12 protein-coding genes are annotated in these 15,847 nt (G+C 65.7%); 5 read left to right on the top strand and 7 right to left on the bottom strand.

Annotated features, from left to right (window positions below; translation table 11 throughout):
* Positions 1–15: 15 nt before the first annotated feature.
* Positions 16–1,053, bottom strand: coding sequence for a rod shape-determining protein MreB (gene mreB / locus RS899_RS01570; protein ID WP_017518164.1), 1,038 nt, complete (start codon positions 1,051–1,053; stop codon positions 16–18).
* A 238-nt stretch (positions 1,054–1,291) separates the two neighbouring features.
* Between mreB and gatC the strand changes: the two genes are divergently transcribed.
* From gatC to RS899_RS01545, 5 genes are read left to right on the top strand one after another with little or no spacing between them, the layout of a single operon-like run.
* Complete coding sequence (gatC, locus tag RS899_RS01565; protein ID WP_015475813.1) at positions 1,292–1,579, top strand: Asp-tRNA(Asn)/Glu-tRNA(Gln) amidotransferase subunit GatC; 288 nt, start codon at positions 1,292–1,294, stop codon at positions 1,577–1,579.
* A 19-nt stretch (positions 1,580–1,598) separates the two neighbouring features.
* Positions 1,599–3,053, top strand: a complete 1,455-nt coding sequence (gatA, locus tag RS899_RS01560) for an Asp-tRNA(Asn)/Glu-tRNA(Gln) amidotransferase subunit GatA (protein ID WP_233299354.1) — start codon at positions 1,599–1,601, stop codon at positions 3,051–3,053.
* Between the two features lie 11 nt (positions 3,054–3,064).
* Positions 3,065–4,510 carry an Asp-tRNA(Asn)/Glu-tRNA(Gln) amidotransferase subunit GatB gene (gene gatB, locus RS899_RS01555; RefSeq protein ID WP_054906635.1) on the top strand — a complete coding sequence of 482 codons (1,446 nt, stop codon included), beginning with the start codon at positions 3,065–3,067 and terminating at the stop codon, positions 4,508–4,510.
* Between the two features lie 54 nt (positions 4,511–4,564).
* Positions 4,565–4,948 (top strand): septal ring lytic transglycosylase RlpA family protein, encoded by a 384-nt coding sequence (locus RS899_RS01550; RefSeq protein WP_024765927.1) that lies wholly within the window; start codon positions 4,565–4,567, stop codon positions 4,946–4,948.
* A 59-nt stretch (positions 4,949–5,007) separates the two neighbouring features.
* A complete protein-coding gene (locus RS899_RS01545; RefSeq protein ID WP_054906694.1) occupies positions 5,008–5,349 on the top strand; it encodes a carboxymuconolactone decarboxylase family protein in 342 nt (113 codons plus the stop codon).
* 81 nt (positions 5,350–5,430) lie between these two features.
* Here the strand turns inward: RS899_RS01545 and RS899_RS01540 are convergent, their stop codons facing one another.
* The 6 genes from RS899_RS01540 to RS899_RS01515 are packed head-to-tail and all read right to left on the bottom strand — an operon-like array spanning position 5,431 to position 15,662.
* A complete protein-coding gene (locus RS899_RS01540) occupies positions 5,431–6,246 on the bottom strand; it encodes a YfaP family protein (protein ID WP_315808933.1) in 816 nt (271 codons plus the stop codon).
* Between the two features lie 5 nt (positions 6,247–6,251).
* Positions 6,252–7,895, bottom strand: a complete 1,644-nt coding sequence (locus RS899_RS01535) for a DUF2300 domain-containing protein (RefSeq protein ID WP_315808932.1) — start codon at positions 7,893–7,895, stop codon at positions 6,252–6,254.
* Positions 7,896–7,898: 3 nt separating this feature from the next.
* Positions 7,899–12,452, bottom strand: a complete 4,554-nt coding sequence (locus RS899_RS01530) for an alpha-2-macroglobulin (RefSeq protein WP_315808931.1) — start codon at positions 12,450–12,452, stop codon at positions 7,899–7,901.
* Complete coding sequence (locus RS899_RS01525; RefSeq protein ID WP_037007436.1) at positions 12,449–13,114, bottom strand: DUF1175 domain-containing protein; 666 nt, start codon at positions 13,112–13,114, stop codon at positions 12,449–12,451. Before RS899_RS01525 ends, RS899_RS01530 begins: the two co-directional genes overlap by 4 nt.
* Positions 13,078–14,829 carry a DUF2138 domain-containing protein gene (locus RS899_RS01520; RefSeq protein ID WP_315808930.1) on the bottom strand — a complete coding sequence of 584 codons (1,752 nt, stop codon included), beginning with the start codon at positions 14,827–14,829 and terminating at the stop codon, positions 13,078–13,080. Before RS899_RS01520 ends, RS899_RS01525 begins: the two co-directional genes overlap by 37 nt.
* 38 nt (positions 14,830–14,867) lie before the next feature.
* Positions 14,868–15,662, bottom strand: coding sequence for a YfaP family protein (locus RS899_RS01515; protein ID WP_315810393.1), 795 nt, complete (start codon positions 15,660–15,662; stop codon positions 14,868–14,870).
* Positions 15,663–15,847: the final 185 nt, after the last annotated feature.

Here is a 15,847-nt window from a genome sequence, read left to right as displayed (position 1 = left end):
CAGAGCTTTCCTACCTTATTCGGTGGAAAGCAGGTCCATCGAATGGCGATCCATCATTTCCAGCGCCTTGCCGCCGCCACGGGCCACGCAGGTCAGCGGGTCTTCGGCAACGATCACCGGCAGGCCGGTTTCCTGGGCCAGGAGCTTGTCCAGGTCGCGCAGCAGAGCGCCACCACCGGTCAGCACCAGGCCACGCTCGGCGATGTCCGAAGCCAGCTCCGGCGGAGACTGTTCCAGGGCGCTCTTGACTGCCTGGACGATGGTCGCCAGGGATTCCTGCAGCGCTTCGAGCACTTCGTTGGAGTTCAGGGTGAAGCTGCGCGGTACGCCTTCGGCCAGGTTGCGGCCACGGACGTCGACTTCGCGGACTTCGCCGCCCGGGAAGGCGGTGCCGATTTCCTGCTTGATGCGCTCGGCGGTGGATTCGCCGATCAGGCTGCCGTAGTTGCGGCGCACGTAGGTGACGATGGCTTCGTCGAAGCGGTCGCCACCGACGCGGACGGATTCGGCGTAGACCACGCCATTGAGGGAGATCAGGGCGATCTCGGTGGTACCGCCGCCGATATCGACGACCATGGAACCACGGGCCTCTTCCACCGGCAGGCCGGCACCGATGGCCGCGGCCATCGGCTCTTCGATCAGGTAGACCTCACGGGCGCCAGCGCCCAGGGCCGATTCACGAATCGCGCGGCGTTCCACCTGGGTGGACTTGCACGGCACGCAGATCAGCACGCGAGGGCTGGGCTGCAGGAAGCTGTTCTCGTGAACCTTGTTGATGAAGTACTGCAGCATCTTCTCGCAGACGCTGAAGTCGGCGATCACGCCGTCTTTCATCGGACGAATGGCGGCAATGTTGCCCGGAGTACGGCCCAGCATGCGCTTGGCTTCGGTACCAACGGCAACCACGCTTTTCTGGCTGCCATGGCTACGGATGGCGACCACGGACGGTTCGTTCAGGACGATGCCGCGCTCGCGCACATAAATAAGGGTATTGGCAGTGCCCAGGTCGATCGACAGATCACTGGAGAACATGCCACGCAGTTTTTTGAACATTGGAAAGAAACCCATAGGTGGCGCGTGGGTGAAAAGTGCGCGGGTAAAAAAGTGCGGCAAACTCTAACAATGACGGGGGTTTTGGGCAAGGCGGCAATTTATGCTAGATTCCTCGTTTCTCGGGCCTGCAGGCCCTTCCCAGCGGCCTTCGACCGTCTGCCGCGGGTTCTGTTCCCCGCCCCCTCATTCCTTCCGGCCAGGTCCAGTTCGAACCGGGCCGCTCTAGCTGGAGATCCCGATGGCGCTTGAACGCTCCGACGTGGAAAAGATCGCCCACCTCGCCCGCCTGGGCCTGGAGGAAGCCGACATTTCGCGTACCACCGACACCCTGAACAACATTCTCGGCCTGATCGACGCCATGCAGGCGGTCGACACCGACGGCGTGGAGCCCCTGGCCCACCCGCTGGAAGCCACGCAGCGCCTGCGTGCCGACGCAGTCACCGAGGAGAACCGCCGCGAAGCCTACCAGGCCATCGCGCCGGCCGTGGAAGACGGCCTTTACCTCGTCCCGAAAGTCATCGAGTAAGCGCTAAGGACACGGACATATGCTGCATCAATTGACCCTCGCCGAAGTCGCCCGCGGACTCGCCGACAAGCAATTCTCTGCCCAGGAACTGGCCACTGCCCTGCTCGCGCGCATCCAGCAGCTCGACCCGCAGTTGAACAGCTTCATCACCGTCACCGAAGAAATCGCCCTGGCCCAGGCCAAGGCGGCCGACGAGCGGCGTGCCAAAGGTGAAACCGGCGCCCTGCTCGGTGCACCTATCGCCCACAAGGACCTGTTCTGCACCCAGGGCGTGCGCACCAGCTGCGGCTCGAAGATCCTCGACGCCTTCGTCTCGCCCTACGACGCTACCGTCGTCGAGCGCCTGGCGGATGCCGGCACCGTGAGCCTGGGCAAGCTGAACATGGACGAGTTCGCCATGGGCTCGGCCAACGAATCCAGCCACTACGGCGCGGTGAAGAACCCCTGGGACACCTCCCGCGTGCCGGGCGGCTCCTCCGGCGGCTCCGCCGCCGCGGTGGCCGCGCGCCTGATTCCGGCGGCCACCGGCACCGACACCGGCGGCTCGATTCGCCAGCCGGCTGCGCTGACCAACCTCACCGGCATCAAGCCGACCTACGGCCGCGTCTCGCGCTGGGGCATGATCGCCTACGCCTCCAGCCTCGATCAGGGCGGCCCGCTGGCCCGCACCGCCGAGGACTGCGCACTGATGCTCGGCGCCATGGCCGGCTTCGATCCGAAGGACTCCACCTGCGTCGACCAGCCGGTGGACGACTACCTGGCCGCCCTGGCCAAGCCGCTGACCGGCCTGCGCATCGGCCTGCCGAAGGAATACTTCGGCGCTGGCCTCGACAGCCGCATCGCCGACGCGGTGATGAACGTGGTCGAGCAGCTCAAGCAGCTCGGCGCGGTGGTCAAGGAGATCTCCCTGCCGAACATGCAGCACGCGATCCCTGCCTATTATGTGATCGCGCCCGCAGAAGCCAGCTCCAACCTGTCGCGCTTCGACGGTGTTCGCTACGGCTATCGCTGCGAAGACCCGAAGGACCTGCAGGACCTGTACAAGCGCTCCCGCGCCGAAGGCTTCGGCGCCGAGGTTAAGAACCGCATCATGGTCGGCACCTACGCGCTTTCCGCTGGTTACTACGACGCGTATTACCTGAAAGCTCAGAAAATTCGCCGCCTGATCAAGAATGATTTCACCAGCGCCTTCGCCGAAGTCGACGTGATCCTTGGCCCGACCACGCCGAACCCGGCCTGGAAACTGGGCGAGAAGAACAACGATCCGGTCGCCCAGTACCTGGAAGACATCTACACCATCACCGCCAACCTCGCCGGCATTCCGGGCCTGTCCATGCCTGCCGGCTTCGTCGACGGCCTGCCGGTAGGTGTCCAGCTGCTCGCGCCGTACTTCCAGGAAGGCCGCCTGCTCAACGTCGCGCACCAGTACCAACTGGCAACCGACTGGCATAAACAAGCACCGGCTGGATTCTGAGGACGACACACATGCAATGGGAAACCGTGATCGGGCTGGAAATCCACGCACAGCTCTCCACCCAATCGAAGATCTTCTCCGGTAGCGCCACCACTTTCGGCGCAGCCCCGAACACCCACGCCAGTCTGATCGACCTGGCGATGCCCGGCACCCTGCCGGTGCTGAACCAGGAAGCCGTGCGCATGGCCTGCCAGTTCGGCCTGGCGATCAACGCCGAGATCGCCGAGCGCAACGTCTTCGCCCGGAAGAACTACTTCTACCCGGACCTGCCCAAGGGCTACCAGACCAGCCAGATGGACCACCCCATCGTCGGCAAGGGCCACCTGGACATCACCTTGGAAGACGGCACCGTCAAGCGCGTCGGCATCACCCGCGCACACCTGGAGGAGGACGCCGGCAAGAGCCTGCACGAAGACTTCCACGGCATGAGCGGCATCGACCTGAACCGAGCCGGCACCCCGCTGTTGGAGATTGTTTCCGAGCCCGAGATGCGCAGCGCCAAGGAAGCCGTAGCCTATGCCAAGGCGATCCACGCGCTGGTGCGCTACCTGGGCATCTGTGACGGCAACATGGCCGAAGGCTCGCTGCGCTGCGACTGCAACGTATCGGTACGACCGAAGGGCCAAACCGAGTTCGGCACTCGTCGCGAGATCAAGAACGTCAACTCGTTCAAGTTCATCGAGCGCGCTATCAACACTGAGATTGCCTGGCAGATCGACGAGCTGGAGTCCGGCCGCAAGATCGTCCAGGAAACTGTCCTGTATGACGTAGCGGCCAACGAAACGCGCTCCATGCGCAGCAAGGAAGAAGCCAACGACTACCGTTACTTCCCCTGCCCGGACCTGCTGCCGGTAGTGATCGAGCGCGCCTTCCTCGACGATCTGCGCGGCCAGTTGCCGGAACTGCCGGACCAGAAGCGTGAGCGTTTCGAGAGCCAGTACGGCCTGTCCGCCTATGACGCCAGCGTGCTGTCCGCCAGCCGCGAGATGGCCGACTACTTCGAGAAGGTTCAGACCATCTGCGGCGACGCCAAGCTGGCCGCCAACTGGGTGATGGGCGAGCTCTCCAGCCTGCTCAACAAGGACGGCCTGGAGATCGAGCAGTCGCCGGTCTCCGCCGAGCACCTGGGCCAGATGATCCTGCGCCTGAAGGACGGCACCATCAACGGCAAGGCCGCGAAGACCGTATTCGCCGCCATGGCCGAGGGTGAGGGCTCGCCGGACGAGATCATCAAGGCCAAGGACCTGGTGCAGAACACCGACAGCGGCGCGGTCGAGAAGCTGCTGGACGACGTGCTGGCAGCCAACGCCGAGCAGGTCGAACAGTACCGCGCCAGCGACGAAGCCAAGCGCGGCAAGATGTTCGGCTTCTTCGTCGGCCAGGCCATGAAAGCGGCCAAGGGCAAGGCCAACCCGGCGCAAGTGAACGAACTGCTGAAGAAGAAGCTCGAAGCCTGAGCCCACACTTCAACGACGCCGGGCTTGCCCGGCGTTTTTTCGTCCGGAGGTTCGATGCTGCGACCCATGGCCCTCGTCGGCTGCCTGGCCCTGCTGGCCGGCTGTAGCACCACGTCTTACGACAGCGACTCGGAAGTCTCCGGCCGCGGCTACCGCGCCGAAGGCACCGCGTCCTATTACGGCAAGGCCCACCATGGCAAGCGCACCGCCAGTGGCGAACGCTTCAACCAGAACGCCCTGACTGCCGCGCACCGCACGCTCGCCTTCGGTACGCGGGTGAAAGTCACCAACCTCGACAACGGCCGCAGCGTCGTGGTGCGCATCAACGACCGCGGGCCATTTGGCCGCGGGCGCATCATCGATGTGTCGAAAGCCGCCGCCGAACAACTCAACATGCTGCGCTCCGGCACCGCCCGGGTGCGCCTGGAAGGTCTCTGAAGGAGCCAGAAGTGAGCAACGACAACCGCAAGGCCGGCGAGCAGGTTCGCCGCGAAGTGATGGGCGACGTCTTCGTCGACCGTGCCCTGGGCAATGCCACCGAGTTCACCCAGCCGCTGCAGGACTTCGTCAACGAGCACGCCTGGGGCGGTGTCTGGAACCGCGAAGGCCTGCCACGCAAGACCCGCAGCCTGATCACCCTGGCCGCGCTGACTGCACTGAAATGCCCGCAGGAACTCAAAGGCCACGTGCGTGGTGCCCTGAACAACGGCTGCACGGTGGAAGAGATTCGCGAAGCGCTGCTGCATTGCGCGGTGTATGCCGGCGTCCCGGCGGCCATCGACGCCTTCCGCGCGGCGCAGGAAGTGATCGACGCCTGGCAGGCCGATCAGAAGGCCTGACCGGAACAACTGTAGGAGCGAGCTGGCTCGCGAATGGATCCGCTGGGCTGGTTCGCGAGCAAGCTCGCTCCTACAAGGGCATTACGGGTAACTGAACCGCTTCACCAGCGTCAGCTCACCGGGCTGGCGCATCGGGATCAGGAAGGACTCCTGCTTCTCGTTCACCGTGCCCTCCTCCGTGACGATGGTCACCTGCGCCGTGGTCAGCGGCTTGGCCGCGTTCACGTCGCCGGAGCTCTCGTCCGAGCTCCAGCCACCGCCGTAGTAGTTCACGTAGACCAGATACTGCCCCTTGAGCGGCGTCGGGCTGGCGATGATTTCCGGGCCGTAGCCGGTGGTCACGTCGACGTCCTGGGCCGCGCCGTTGGGCAGTGAGCGGTTGCCGTACCAGACATGCCCGCCATCGGGCGTCACCAGGTGCAGGTCGAGGTCGGTGTTGTCCGAGTCCCACGACAGCATGACCCGCAGCTTGGCCGCCACCTCGCCGCCGCCACCGCCGTGGTAGAACTGCACGCGCTTGTGCTGCTGGCCGTCCGGACTGATGACCTCGACACTGTTGGAGCCCGCGGGGAAAGCGAAGGGACGGTCAAACCTGCCATCGTTTTCGACCCGCATCGGCATGGCCACGCCGTTGACCACCAGGCGCGCCGGCTCCTTGCTGTCCTTGGGCAACCCACGAATTTCGCCACGGATGCGCGCGGTATCGGACTGATCCTCCCGCGAATTCACCGACGACGCCGGGTAGTTCACCGTCTGCCGGAAGTCGGCCTTGTCGCCGTCGCCCGCGCGCCAGCCGCCCAGCGGAGTATCCAGGCGGATCGGCGATTCGGCGGCCTGCACGCCCAGCGGTATCAGGCTGGCGAGCAGAGACAGGCGGAGCGCATGGGCAAGTTTCATGTCGATCATTCCAGTATCAGGCGACGGGCCAGGCTTTCCACGTAGCCCTCGTCTTGTCCATTGGGGTGCGCCTGGAATGCCAGGTGCAGGTATTCGTGAGCCAGGTCGAGGCGGTCCTGCTGGGAATACAGGCCACGCACGAAGATGCGCTGGCGTTCGCGGTCGACGTAGGGTCGGCCGCTGCACAGTCGGCACACGGCGAAGGACTGCAATTCTTCATACCCCGCCTCTGCTTCCAGCCGCGTCCGCCAGTTGCGGCGCTGTGCCTGCAGCCAGCGCTCGGCCTCCGGCAGGGGCTGGCAGGCAGCGGTCGGGTTGCTCCAGCGGCTCAGGCTGGTGCGCGGGAAAGCGCGGGCGAGAATGGCGTCGTAGCGCAGGCCCTTGGCGGCCTGCTCCTGGGCGTCGCGCCAGGAGAGTTTCGACTGCCCCGCCTCGTCCGAATGATAGGTTACGGTGCCGCCAGCCAATACCAGATCGGCAGTCCAGGCGGCGATGCCCCGCGCCGCCTCGCTGGCAGGGCGCGGCGCCACGCGCTGGCGTTGACTGCTGTCGTCGATGCTCAGACAGTCACCGCGCGGAGCGCCGTTCTGCAACAGGTAAGTCCGGATGGTCACGGCCAACGCCTTGGCGGCTTCCGGCGGCGTGGCCGACGCCTCACGATCCAGCACTCGTGCAACGTATTCCTCGCGGGAAAGACGGGCAGTCAAGCGCGGCCCCTGGGGGCCGCGTTCCAGGAACAGATCACCGTTGCTGTCCACGTCGAGGCGAACCCCGTTGGCGAACAGTACGCTCTGCCGGCCTGCCAGCAACCCCTCGGCAGCCGGTTGATTACGCGCGTCGTAGACCTCCTTCAGTGGGTAGCGACTGAACAGGCTGACCTCCACGCAACGTCCCGGGTCATGCGGCCAGGGCGCCGGCAGTGCGGCGCCGATGGCATTGCCGTACTTCGCCAGCACCGTCTTGCTGGTGCCCGGTCCGCGCGCCCAGAGCGGCGTACCGTCCACCAGCCAACCGGCAAAACCGCCTTCGCGCTTGCCATTTTCGTCCCAGCTCCAGGTCTTCACCCGCAGACGTCCACCCAATGCGGCCGGGGCACGCCCCTCATCGGCAGCGAGGCTGACATCCAGCAGCACCTTTTGCGCCTGTTCCTGGGCGGGCAGGTGTTGTAGTTGGTCGAGCAGCTCGGCGACCGGCACTTCGGTTTGCGGTGCCAACTTGTCCAGCTGGGCGATCCAGCCCGGCGCTTGGCGCGCCTGCCAGTACTGCTGCCAGACCGCGCCGTCGATACCCAACCGCTGCGGCTCGAAGTACAGGCCACAGGACTTCACCAGCGCGGCGTCACGTTCGATGCTCTGCCCGGCCGTGCAGCAATAGACTTCTTCCTTGCTCTCGCCACGGCACTGATAGGCCGGCTCCTGCTGGCCGGTGTCGTTCAGCCAGGCATAGACGAACAGCTTCCACAGGCTGCCCAGCGGCGCCTTCAGCTCAGCCGGCAAGGGCTGGCGATCCAGTACCTGCTGCGGCCCGAGGCGCAACAGTTCATCGCCCTGCGCGCTGCGCCAGGCCAGCTGCGCCTGCTCTTGCGAGACGGGCGCCGCGAGGGCGCTCAGCGGCAACAGCAGGATCAGCCCGGCAAGGCGCGCGCGCATGGATTACTGGACCTTGATCTTCGCCAGGGCCGGCTGCTGCTCCAGCGCCTGCTCCTGCGGCGCATAGAGGCGCTGGTAGCGCGCCGGCGGCAGGACGAACTCGCCCTTCTGCGAGAAGCGTACCAGATGACGGAAGCGCAATTCGCCGCCCAGGGTATCCACCGGCACGCCGTAGAACAGGTCGCCCGGCTCGTTGCGCGCGCGCTCCAGGCTGGTCGCCTCGACGCCGCCCAGGCCGCTGATCTGCAGGCCCCAGGTGGTGCGCTCGACATCCGCACCCGGCGGCAGCGGCACTTCCAGCATGCCGTAGCGCAGGGCTTGCGCCTGGTCGGTGGTGAGGGTCACTTCGTCCAGGTACAGCTCGTCGCTGGACAGCGGTTTGTCACCCAGCTCCTCGGCCTTGAAAGCGAAGGCGTCTTCGCCCGGAACCAGGCGCAGCAGGCGCCGCTTGATGGTCACCGGCAACTGGCTGGCCGGCGCTTCGGCGCTGCGGAAGGTCACCGAAGCATTGAGCGGACGCGACGGCGCGGCGCTCAGGTCCAGCTGCGCTGGCACCTCCTTGCCCTGCCATTGCCAGAAGGCGTCACCCGTGGTGCTGTGGCTTTCCTTCCAGTCCGCCACCGGCTTGGGCAACTCAGCGGCCGGGGCCTCGGCTACGGCGCGCTGCATCCAGGTCAGCGCCAGGGCGCGTTCGACGGTGGACTGCTGCGGCGCCAGGCTCAGCAGTAGTGCACGGGCGCGACTGGCGTCCACGCTACCGCTGTAGAGCTGCACGGCGCGGGCGAACGGCTGGTCACTGGTGTTCAGCTTCAGGCGTGCACCATCCAGTTGCTTGGCGAAGCCTTGCGGCAGCGCGACCTTGTTCTGCTCGGCCAGGCTGGCGGTCAGCACGCGAGCCACCGCCAGACCCAGCTCGGAGTCCGGTTCGCCCATGACCAGGCTGTCGTCGCTGTCGAAGTCGTTCACCGACTTCGCTGCCTCGCCGTTGCCGGCGTTTTCCAGGTCGGTGAGCAGGCCGCTGACCAGCGTCTGTACCGGCAGTTGCATGTCGCGGGCGAAGGCCAGGATCAGCGCACGCTGTAGAAGCGGCGTGGCGCTGGCACGCGCGGAATAGAGTTCCAGCACGCGCTGCCAGTGGTCCGGCGGCAGCTGGATTTCCAGCGCACGGCTGGCATGCCAGTCGGCGTAGTAGGCATACGCCGTGAGGAAGGCGTCGTTGTCTTCACCGCCCCACCAGGTGAAGTAGGCATCCGGACCAGCCATCTGCACCAGGCGCAGGCGGCTGGTCTGCATGATCAGGCGCAGGCGATCTCGTACACGCGGCTCGCCACTGGCCAGCATCGGGTAGGCGACGCTCAGCGGCAGCAGTTGGCTGGCGGTCTGCTCGACGCCGCCCCACGGATAGTCGAGCAGCGAATCCAGGTTGCCGCGCAGCAGGGCCTGGGCGCTGTCATCCAGGCGCAGGCTCACATCGCGAGCATCCGCCGGAAGCTGCAGCGGCGTGTTCTGCGCGTTGACCTGCAACGGCTTGGACTGCAATACCTGCCAGCTATCGGCGACCAGGCTGAAGTGCACGCCGAGACTGTCGCGAACCTGACCGTCCTGGCGAAGTTCCACGCTCCAGTCGCCGTCGCTGAGCGGCTGCTTCGGCAGGGCGATGTAGTTGACGCCGCGCTTGAGTTCCAGCGCCTGGGTCTGCTCCTCGCCATTGGCGCGGATCAGCAGTTCGGCCTTGGTGTCCTGCTCGCCCTGGTTGAAGACGAACAGCCCGAGGTCCGGCGCATCGCCGCTGCGGAAGCGTTTCGGGCCGCTCCACTTCAGGTACAGCGGTTTCTCCGAGCGGATGAACTGCTTCTTCTGGCCAACCTGGCCTTCGTCATCCATGGCGCGGGCGGTGATGCGCCAGCGGGTCAGGGAATCCGGCATGCGGAACTTGAACTGCGCCTTGCCGTTGGCATCGGTAACCAGCTCGGGTTCCCAGGCGGCGGTGTCCACTTCCTCACGGCGCGGGCGCTCCAGTACCTTCACGCCACGCTCGCTGCGGTTGGCGCGGCCGGGTGCGCTGGGCGTGCCCGGCAAGGCGACGTCGTAGCTGATGAACGACAGACTGGCGCTGGTGCGCACGTTATTGCGGCGCGGGTGGTAGAAGAACTGGTCGATGCCCGGCGCGATCTCCGGCTGCAGCGCGTAGATCATCTCGTCCACCACGCTCACGGTGAGGTGGCTGGAGACGGGCTTGCCGGCGTAGGTGGTGCCGAGATTGACGGTGACCGTCTCGCCCGGCTCGTAGCGTTCCTTGTCGGTGCTGACGGCGATTTCCACCTGCGGCACAGCGACCTTGATGCCGGCATTCTGGAAGCTGTAGTCGCCGCTGCGGGTGTAGAGCACGGAGAAGGTCAGGTTCGGCGAGAACTCGGCCTTCACCGGAATGCGCGCGCGGTACTGGGTCGGGTTGAGTTTCTCCAGCTTCAGCCAGTCGCCGCCCTTGGACAGCAGTGCGGTGGCCTCGACCTTGTCACGCTCCAGCGACAGCAGCGCGTCGTCTACCGGCTCGGGGAAGGTGATCAGCGCCAGCGCTTCCTCACCGGCCTTGTACTCGGCCTTGTCGAGGACGATTTCCACGGTGCCCGGCACGGCCTTCACGCCGTCGCCGCTGACCGAGTGGCCAGTACCGCCAAGCAGTTGGCCAGCCTTGTCGCGCAACTCGACACTGTAGGTGCCGGGCTTGTCGAAGGTGATGGCGAACTTGCCGTCGGCCACCGCGCCGTCGCCGCTGCTGCGATCTTCCAGGCGAAGCCAGCGGTAAGCGGTGGGCTGGACCTGGGTCTGCTGTTCTGCGGCGTAGCTGAACTCGACCTTGTCGCCGGCGGCGCTGAAGCGCTGCGGGGCACTCACGCGGTAGCGCGCGGCGCCGCGCTCGATGAGGATTTCCTTGCTGGTCTTCACGCGGTACGCGGCGCCATCGCTGGCGAACACGGTGAGCATGTAGCGGCTGGGCTTCTCCGCCGCCGGCAGGTCCAGCGCGGCGCGGCCCTGGGCGTCGGTGGTGATCTGCGCGCTGGACAGCTCCACGGGGAACTGGCCGAGGTACTGCAGTTCGTTATCCACCATGGACAACTGCTGGGCGCGCAGGCTCAGCTCCAGGCGCGCGTTGGCCACCGGCTTGCCGTCGGGGTAGAGCAGGATCAGGTTGCCCTTCACCGGCTCGCCGGTCTTGAAGTCCGGCTTGGCGAGGTCGAGAGATATCTCGAAGTGCGGCTTGATGTACTCGGCAACACGGAAGGCGCTGCTGTAGGTCTGGTCGCGGTAATCGAAGCGCAGCTCGTAGCCGCCGGCCACGGCGTTGGCCGGCAGCTGGAAGCGGCCGCTGGTGCCGCTTTTCGCGTCGTACTTGAGGTCCAGCGTCTGCAGCGTGGTGCCGGCGGCGTCGATCACCGACAGGCGCAGCGGGGCAGCTTGCGGAGCCTGCGATTCGCGAGAGTTCTTGAACTCGCGGCCGACAATCTTCAGCGATACCCAGTCACCCGGACGGTACAGCGGCCGGTCGGTGAAGGCGTAGAGCTTGGTGTCGTAGATTTCGCTGTCGTAATAGAAGTTCTCGGAGACGAAGACACCGCCCTCCTCATCCTCACCGATCACGAAGGAGCGCTCGGGGCTGACGTGTTGCAGGCGCAACAAGCCATCGGCGTCGCTGCTGCCGCTGCTCATCACGCCGAGGCCGTCAGTCCACAGTACCTTGGCGCCGCCCACCGGCGTGCCTTCATGCTTGCGCGCGGTCCAGACCAGCAGCTCGTTGCCGGCGATCTTGCTCACTGCAACGCTGTTGGAGACGAACACCACGGTGGTCGCGCGGTATTTGCCGACCAGCGCCTCGACCAGATAGAGGCCGGGTTTCAATTTGCCCAGCGGCACATAGACGTTGCCGGGAGCGACGTTGATGAACTCGCTGGAGGAGCCGGCCAGGGTGACTTCCTTAGGCGGCTGGATCGGCTTGGCGTCCCACAGCGGATAGCGGAACTGGCTGACCATCGGCAGGCCGGGGATCGGCGCGTACTGCGGCTGGGCGTCATACGGCGTCGGGGCGCGCATGGCATTGCCCATCTTCAGCTCGGGCACCACTTCGGTGACCTGCTGGCGCGACTCGTAGGAGAAGGTCCGCTGCATCACCCGACGCGACTTGCGGTACCAGTTGTCCCACAGGTAAGCCAGCGTGTTGGACAGGCCCTCGCCCTTGAACTGCCCCTCGGACAGCACGCGGTGCAGGTTCTTCTGGCGCTTGAGGAAGTCCAGCGGCTGGTCGATGCGGTAGACGCGGATGTCCGCTCCGCCGTATGGCTCCATGCGGTAGCGACGGTAGTCGCGGCCCGGCGCTTCCAGGCGCACCTTGGCCACTTCGTCGGAGGCGAAGCTGGAGTCGGCCAGCAGGAAGAACGACTCGCCGGCCATGGGCGTGTAATTGCTCGCCGGAACGTCGTCGTCCGCCTGCACAAGTGTGGGTGCGGCGGCGATCAGGCCGGCGCAGGCCAGGGCAGCGGCAATGCCGCGCAGCGCGTTCATCGGGTCAGGAAGGACAAGCGATAGACGCCGATAAAGTTGGGATTGGATTCGTCGGGTATCCATCGGGTGTCCTTCCATGTCATGAGTTGTTGCAGGCTGACCGAGCGCATGCCGTTGTCGGTCGCCGTACGAGTGCCGGTGTGATAAGCGATGTCACGGCCCATCCAGATCATCAGATGCTGGTCATCGCCCTGGTCGAAGAACATCAGGTCGCCGGGGCGCGCCTGGTTGAGGTCGCGGCCAACGAGCTGGCTGTTGTACTGAATGAGTTTGATCGCATTGACGTAGGGGCCAGTCTTGCCACCGCCCTGCTGCCAGCTCTGAGCGAGGTTGCGCTGCGCGTCGGTAAGCTCCAGCTCCGGCGGCAGGTAGCGGTTGGACATGCCGTTGGCGCGCAGCCACTTGGCGTCGTGAACCTTCAGCGCCTCGTTGGCGGCGAAGCGCACCAGGCCCGCGCAGTCCTGCTGGTACCAGCGCGGGTTCGGCCCACGGCGCAGTTGTTCCTCGGCGATGCGCACGAACCAGGCACGGAACACCTGGGTCTGCTGCGCATCCAGTGCCGGCTCAGCCGCATGCGCCAGCGTGGCGACAAGCAGACCGGCGAGCAGTGTGAGGGGTTTGCGGATCACAGCGCCTTCCAGTCCAGCGGCAGCCACTCCCATTCGCCGCTCGGCTCGCTGCCGGCCGGCAGGGTCAAGGCGTAGGAGCCGTTACCGGCGAGGGTCTTCAGGCGAGGCAGGAGCAGCGTATCGGCGGCGTTGCGGAACACCGGCTCGAGGTCCTGCGGCAGGCTGTCGAGGGTTTCGCGCTTGAGCAGCTCGGACAGAGTCTTGGGCGCCAGATAGGCCGGCACCAATGCATCCTTGGGCAGCACGTCGGCCAGCGGCGGGTAGCGCTTGGCCAAGGTATTGCGCGCCTTGTCGAGCAGCTTGTCGTCGATGGAGAACAGCAGGGTGTTGCCATCACGCAGCAGGCTGACACGGAAGAAACCGTTGCCGCTGACCTGGTCGGGATTCTCCGCCGCGCTGGCCGGGTACTGGCCGAAGCGCGAGCTGACCTGGCGCTGCCAGAGGCGACCATCGCCTTCGGCACGACTTTCCACCTCGAAGGCGCCCGCCTCCACATTGGCCTCGTAGGCACCGATCATGCTGCCGAACAGCTTGCCCAGTTGATCGTCCAGCTCGGGGCTGGCGGGTGCATCGAGCTTCACCGCGAGCAGCGGCGAGTGCAGGCGCGACTCCGGGTACCAGCAGAGGCCGGCGGCACCGGAGAGATGCTCGGAGAAGGCGGCGGCCATCTTCTGCTCGGCGCCCAGCTTCACCAGCATGTTGTCGTACAGCCCCGGTGTAACCGGAAGAGCAACGCAGGCGCTGGCTCCCATGGGCATGGCCTGCCAGACGGGGGTGAAATCCAGGTCCGGCTGACGTGCCACTTCGTTGAGCGCCAGGTAGCTGTGCCAACCGTCCTTGCCCTGCTCGAAGCGCACACCGGCGAAGGTCGGGATCAAGCGCTGATAGCCCATGGCGAGCACGCCGGCACCCAGGGTAATGCGCTGCTTCAGCTCGCCGCGCGGCTCCAGGGCGAAGTCCTTGGCGAACAGCGGCTCGCCCTCCAGCGCACTGCCCAGGTCCTTGGCAACTGCCGCATCGGGCTCACCGAGGTTGTCGTAGTCCGGATTGGGGAAGAGCATCTTCGGGTTCGACAGCACCAGCATCTGGTCGCCACGGGAGACGAACAGCAAGGTCTTCTCCGCGCCGTAGCGCAGGCTATAGACCGGCGTGGCGGCGCCTTTCACCTGGATCTCCGAGACCTTCTTCAGCTGGGTATCATCGGCAGCCACCTTGGCCAGCGGCTCCAGGACCTTGGCCAGGCCACCGCGTTTGAGAACCACCATGAAGTCGCGCAGGCGGCCATCGGCGCCGCGCCACAGGGCGACCTGGGCCGGCTGGTCGAGCAGTTCCTCGATCACGCTGTCCTTCAGGGTCAGGTCGTGCTCGTAGACGATGCGCCGCAGCGTGCCGGTCAGGCCCAGGCGGTCGGCGTTGTTCTCGTAGTAGAAGACGAAATCCTCGGTCAGCACGTCGCGCAGCAGCGGCACTTCCAGCACCGCCTTGGGCAACTGGCTGAGGGAGGCACTTTCGATCAACGCGTCCGGGCGCTTGAGGTCGCGCACCACCTCCGGGCTTTCCGGCGCCTCCAGGGTGCCCACCGGCGCCGAGTGGAACGCGGGGATCAGGCCGAAGGCCAGGGCCAGACCGCCGGCGACCAGCGCGGCAGCCACCACACCGATGGCGATCAGCGGCCCACGGCGCGGCGCTTGTGCTGCCGGCGGCGTCGGAGTGCTGTCTTGACTGCTGGAGGGCGTATTGTCGCTCATGGATCGCTTGTCCCGTGTCATCCCTGCGAGGGGCGAATTCAGTAGTTGAAGGTCTTCACCAGCACCAGATCACCGATGGTGCGCATGGGCACCACGAAGGTCTCGCGCTTCTCGTTGACGGTATTTTCGTTGAACACCAGGTTGATCTCGGCGGTGATCACGTCCTGCTCGTGATTGCCTTCCTGGAAGTTGTAACCCTGGCTGGCGCTGTAGTTGCCCCAGTAGTTCACGTAAACCAGGTAGGTGCCATGCAGCGGCGCGGCCATGGTGAACATTTCCGGGCCGGGGCCGTCGACGCCATCCGGGTCGAGGCCGCCGCCGTTGCTCAGGCGCGGGTTGGCCCAGAAGGCATGCTGGCCGTCGGGCGTGACGATATGCAGGTCGAGTTCGGCCTTGGGGTCGTTCCAACCCAGGGCCAGGCGGATGCGCGGCGGGATGCGGCCAGTGTTGGCTTCGTAGAACTGCACGCGCTTGAGGGATTTGCCCTGGTCGCTGCTGACCGCAACGCTGTTGCTACCCGCACCGAAGTTGTAGGGGCGAACGAATTTGCCTTCGGCATCGGTGTAGAGCGGGAGGGGATTGCCGTTGACTACAAGGCGCTGGGCACGATCGACGCCAGAGACTTCACGCAGGTGCCCTTCGATGAGGCTGCGGCCACGAACACCGCCACGGTCGATGGGAGGCGTGGGATAGGCCACTCGCGGCACGCTGGGATCATCGGTCAGGCCGGAGTAACGCCAGCCGGCAGTGGGGCTGGAAAGGTCCGCACCCGGCTCGGCAGCGACCGTCGCAGCCAGGAGACTGGCTGACAGAATAAAGACGGCACGAACCATCCGACGCGTGAGCTGCATGAACATTCCTTGATCGTGCATTGCGGGGGAGCCAAATGTAACCGGTCTTGTCGACTGGCGGAACGCGCCGTCGCTCGACGATGCGACACAGAGCGATCTTTCAGAAATTTCCTACAAGCGAAATGGCTTTTGGCGTAACACCACTTGGAAGAATCTCGCCTCCGCCC

The organism is Pseudomonas sp. C9-3, from assembly GCF_032392015.1.
Classification (GTDB): Bacteria; Pseudomonadota; Gammaproteobacteria; order Pseudomonadales; family Pseudomonadaceae; genus Pseudomonas; species Pseudomonas nitroreducens.
The sequence above is the reverse complement of the archived record's forward strand: the minus strand, read 5'-3'. Positions and strand labels throughout refer to the sequence as shown.

Bases quoted from the DNA above. Each gene is read 5' to 3' on its own strand.
- RS899_RS01520 (WP_315808930.1), bottom strand. From the start codon at position 14,829: ATGAGCGACAATACGCCCTCCAGCAGTCAAGACAGCACTCCGACGCCG.
- RS899_RS01515 (WP_315810393.1), bottom strand. From the start codon at position 15,662: ATGGTTCGTGCCGTCTTTATTCTGTCAGCCAGTCTCCTGGCTGCGACG.
- gatB (WP_054906635.1), top strand. From the start codon at position 3,065: ATGCAATGGGAAACCGTGATCGGGCTGGAAATCCACGCACAGCTCTCC.
- gatC (WP_015475813.1), top strand. From the start codon at position 1,292: ATGGCGCTTGAACGCTCCGACGTGGAAAAGATCGCCCACCTCGCCCGC.
- RS899_RS01540 (WP_315808933.1), bottom strand. From the start codon at position 6,246: ATGAAACTTGCCCATGCGCTCCGCCTGTCTCTGCTCGCCAGCCTGATA.
- RS899_RS01535 (WP_315808932.1), bottom strand. From the start codon at position 7,895: ATGCGCGCGCGCCTTGCCGGGCTGATCCTGCTGTTGCCGCTGAGCGCC.
- RS899_RS01550 (WP_024765927.1), top strand. From the start codon at position 4,565: ATGCTGCGACCCATGGCCCTCGTCGGCTGCCTGGCCCTGCTGGCCGGC.
- mreB (WP_017518164.1), bottom strand. From the start codon at position 1,053: ATGTTCAAAAAACTGCGTGGCATGTTCTCCAGTGATCTGTCGATCGAC.
- RS899_RS01525 (WP_037007436.1), bottom strand. From the start codon at position 13,114: ATGGGAGTGGCTGCCGCTGGACTGGAAGGCGCTGTGATCCGCAAACCC.
- gatA (WP_233299354.1), top strand. From the start codon at position 1,599: ATGCTGCATCAATTGACCCTCGCCGAAGTCGCCCGCGGACTCGCCGAC.
- RS899_RS01530 (WP_315808931.1), bottom strand. From the start codon at position 12,452: ATGAACGCGCTGCGCGGCATTGCCGCTGCCCTGGCCTGCGCCGGCCTG.
- RS899_RS01545 (WP_054906694.1), top strand. From the start codon at position 5,008: ATGGGCGACGTCTTCGTCGACCGTGCCCTGGGCAATGCCACCGAGTTC.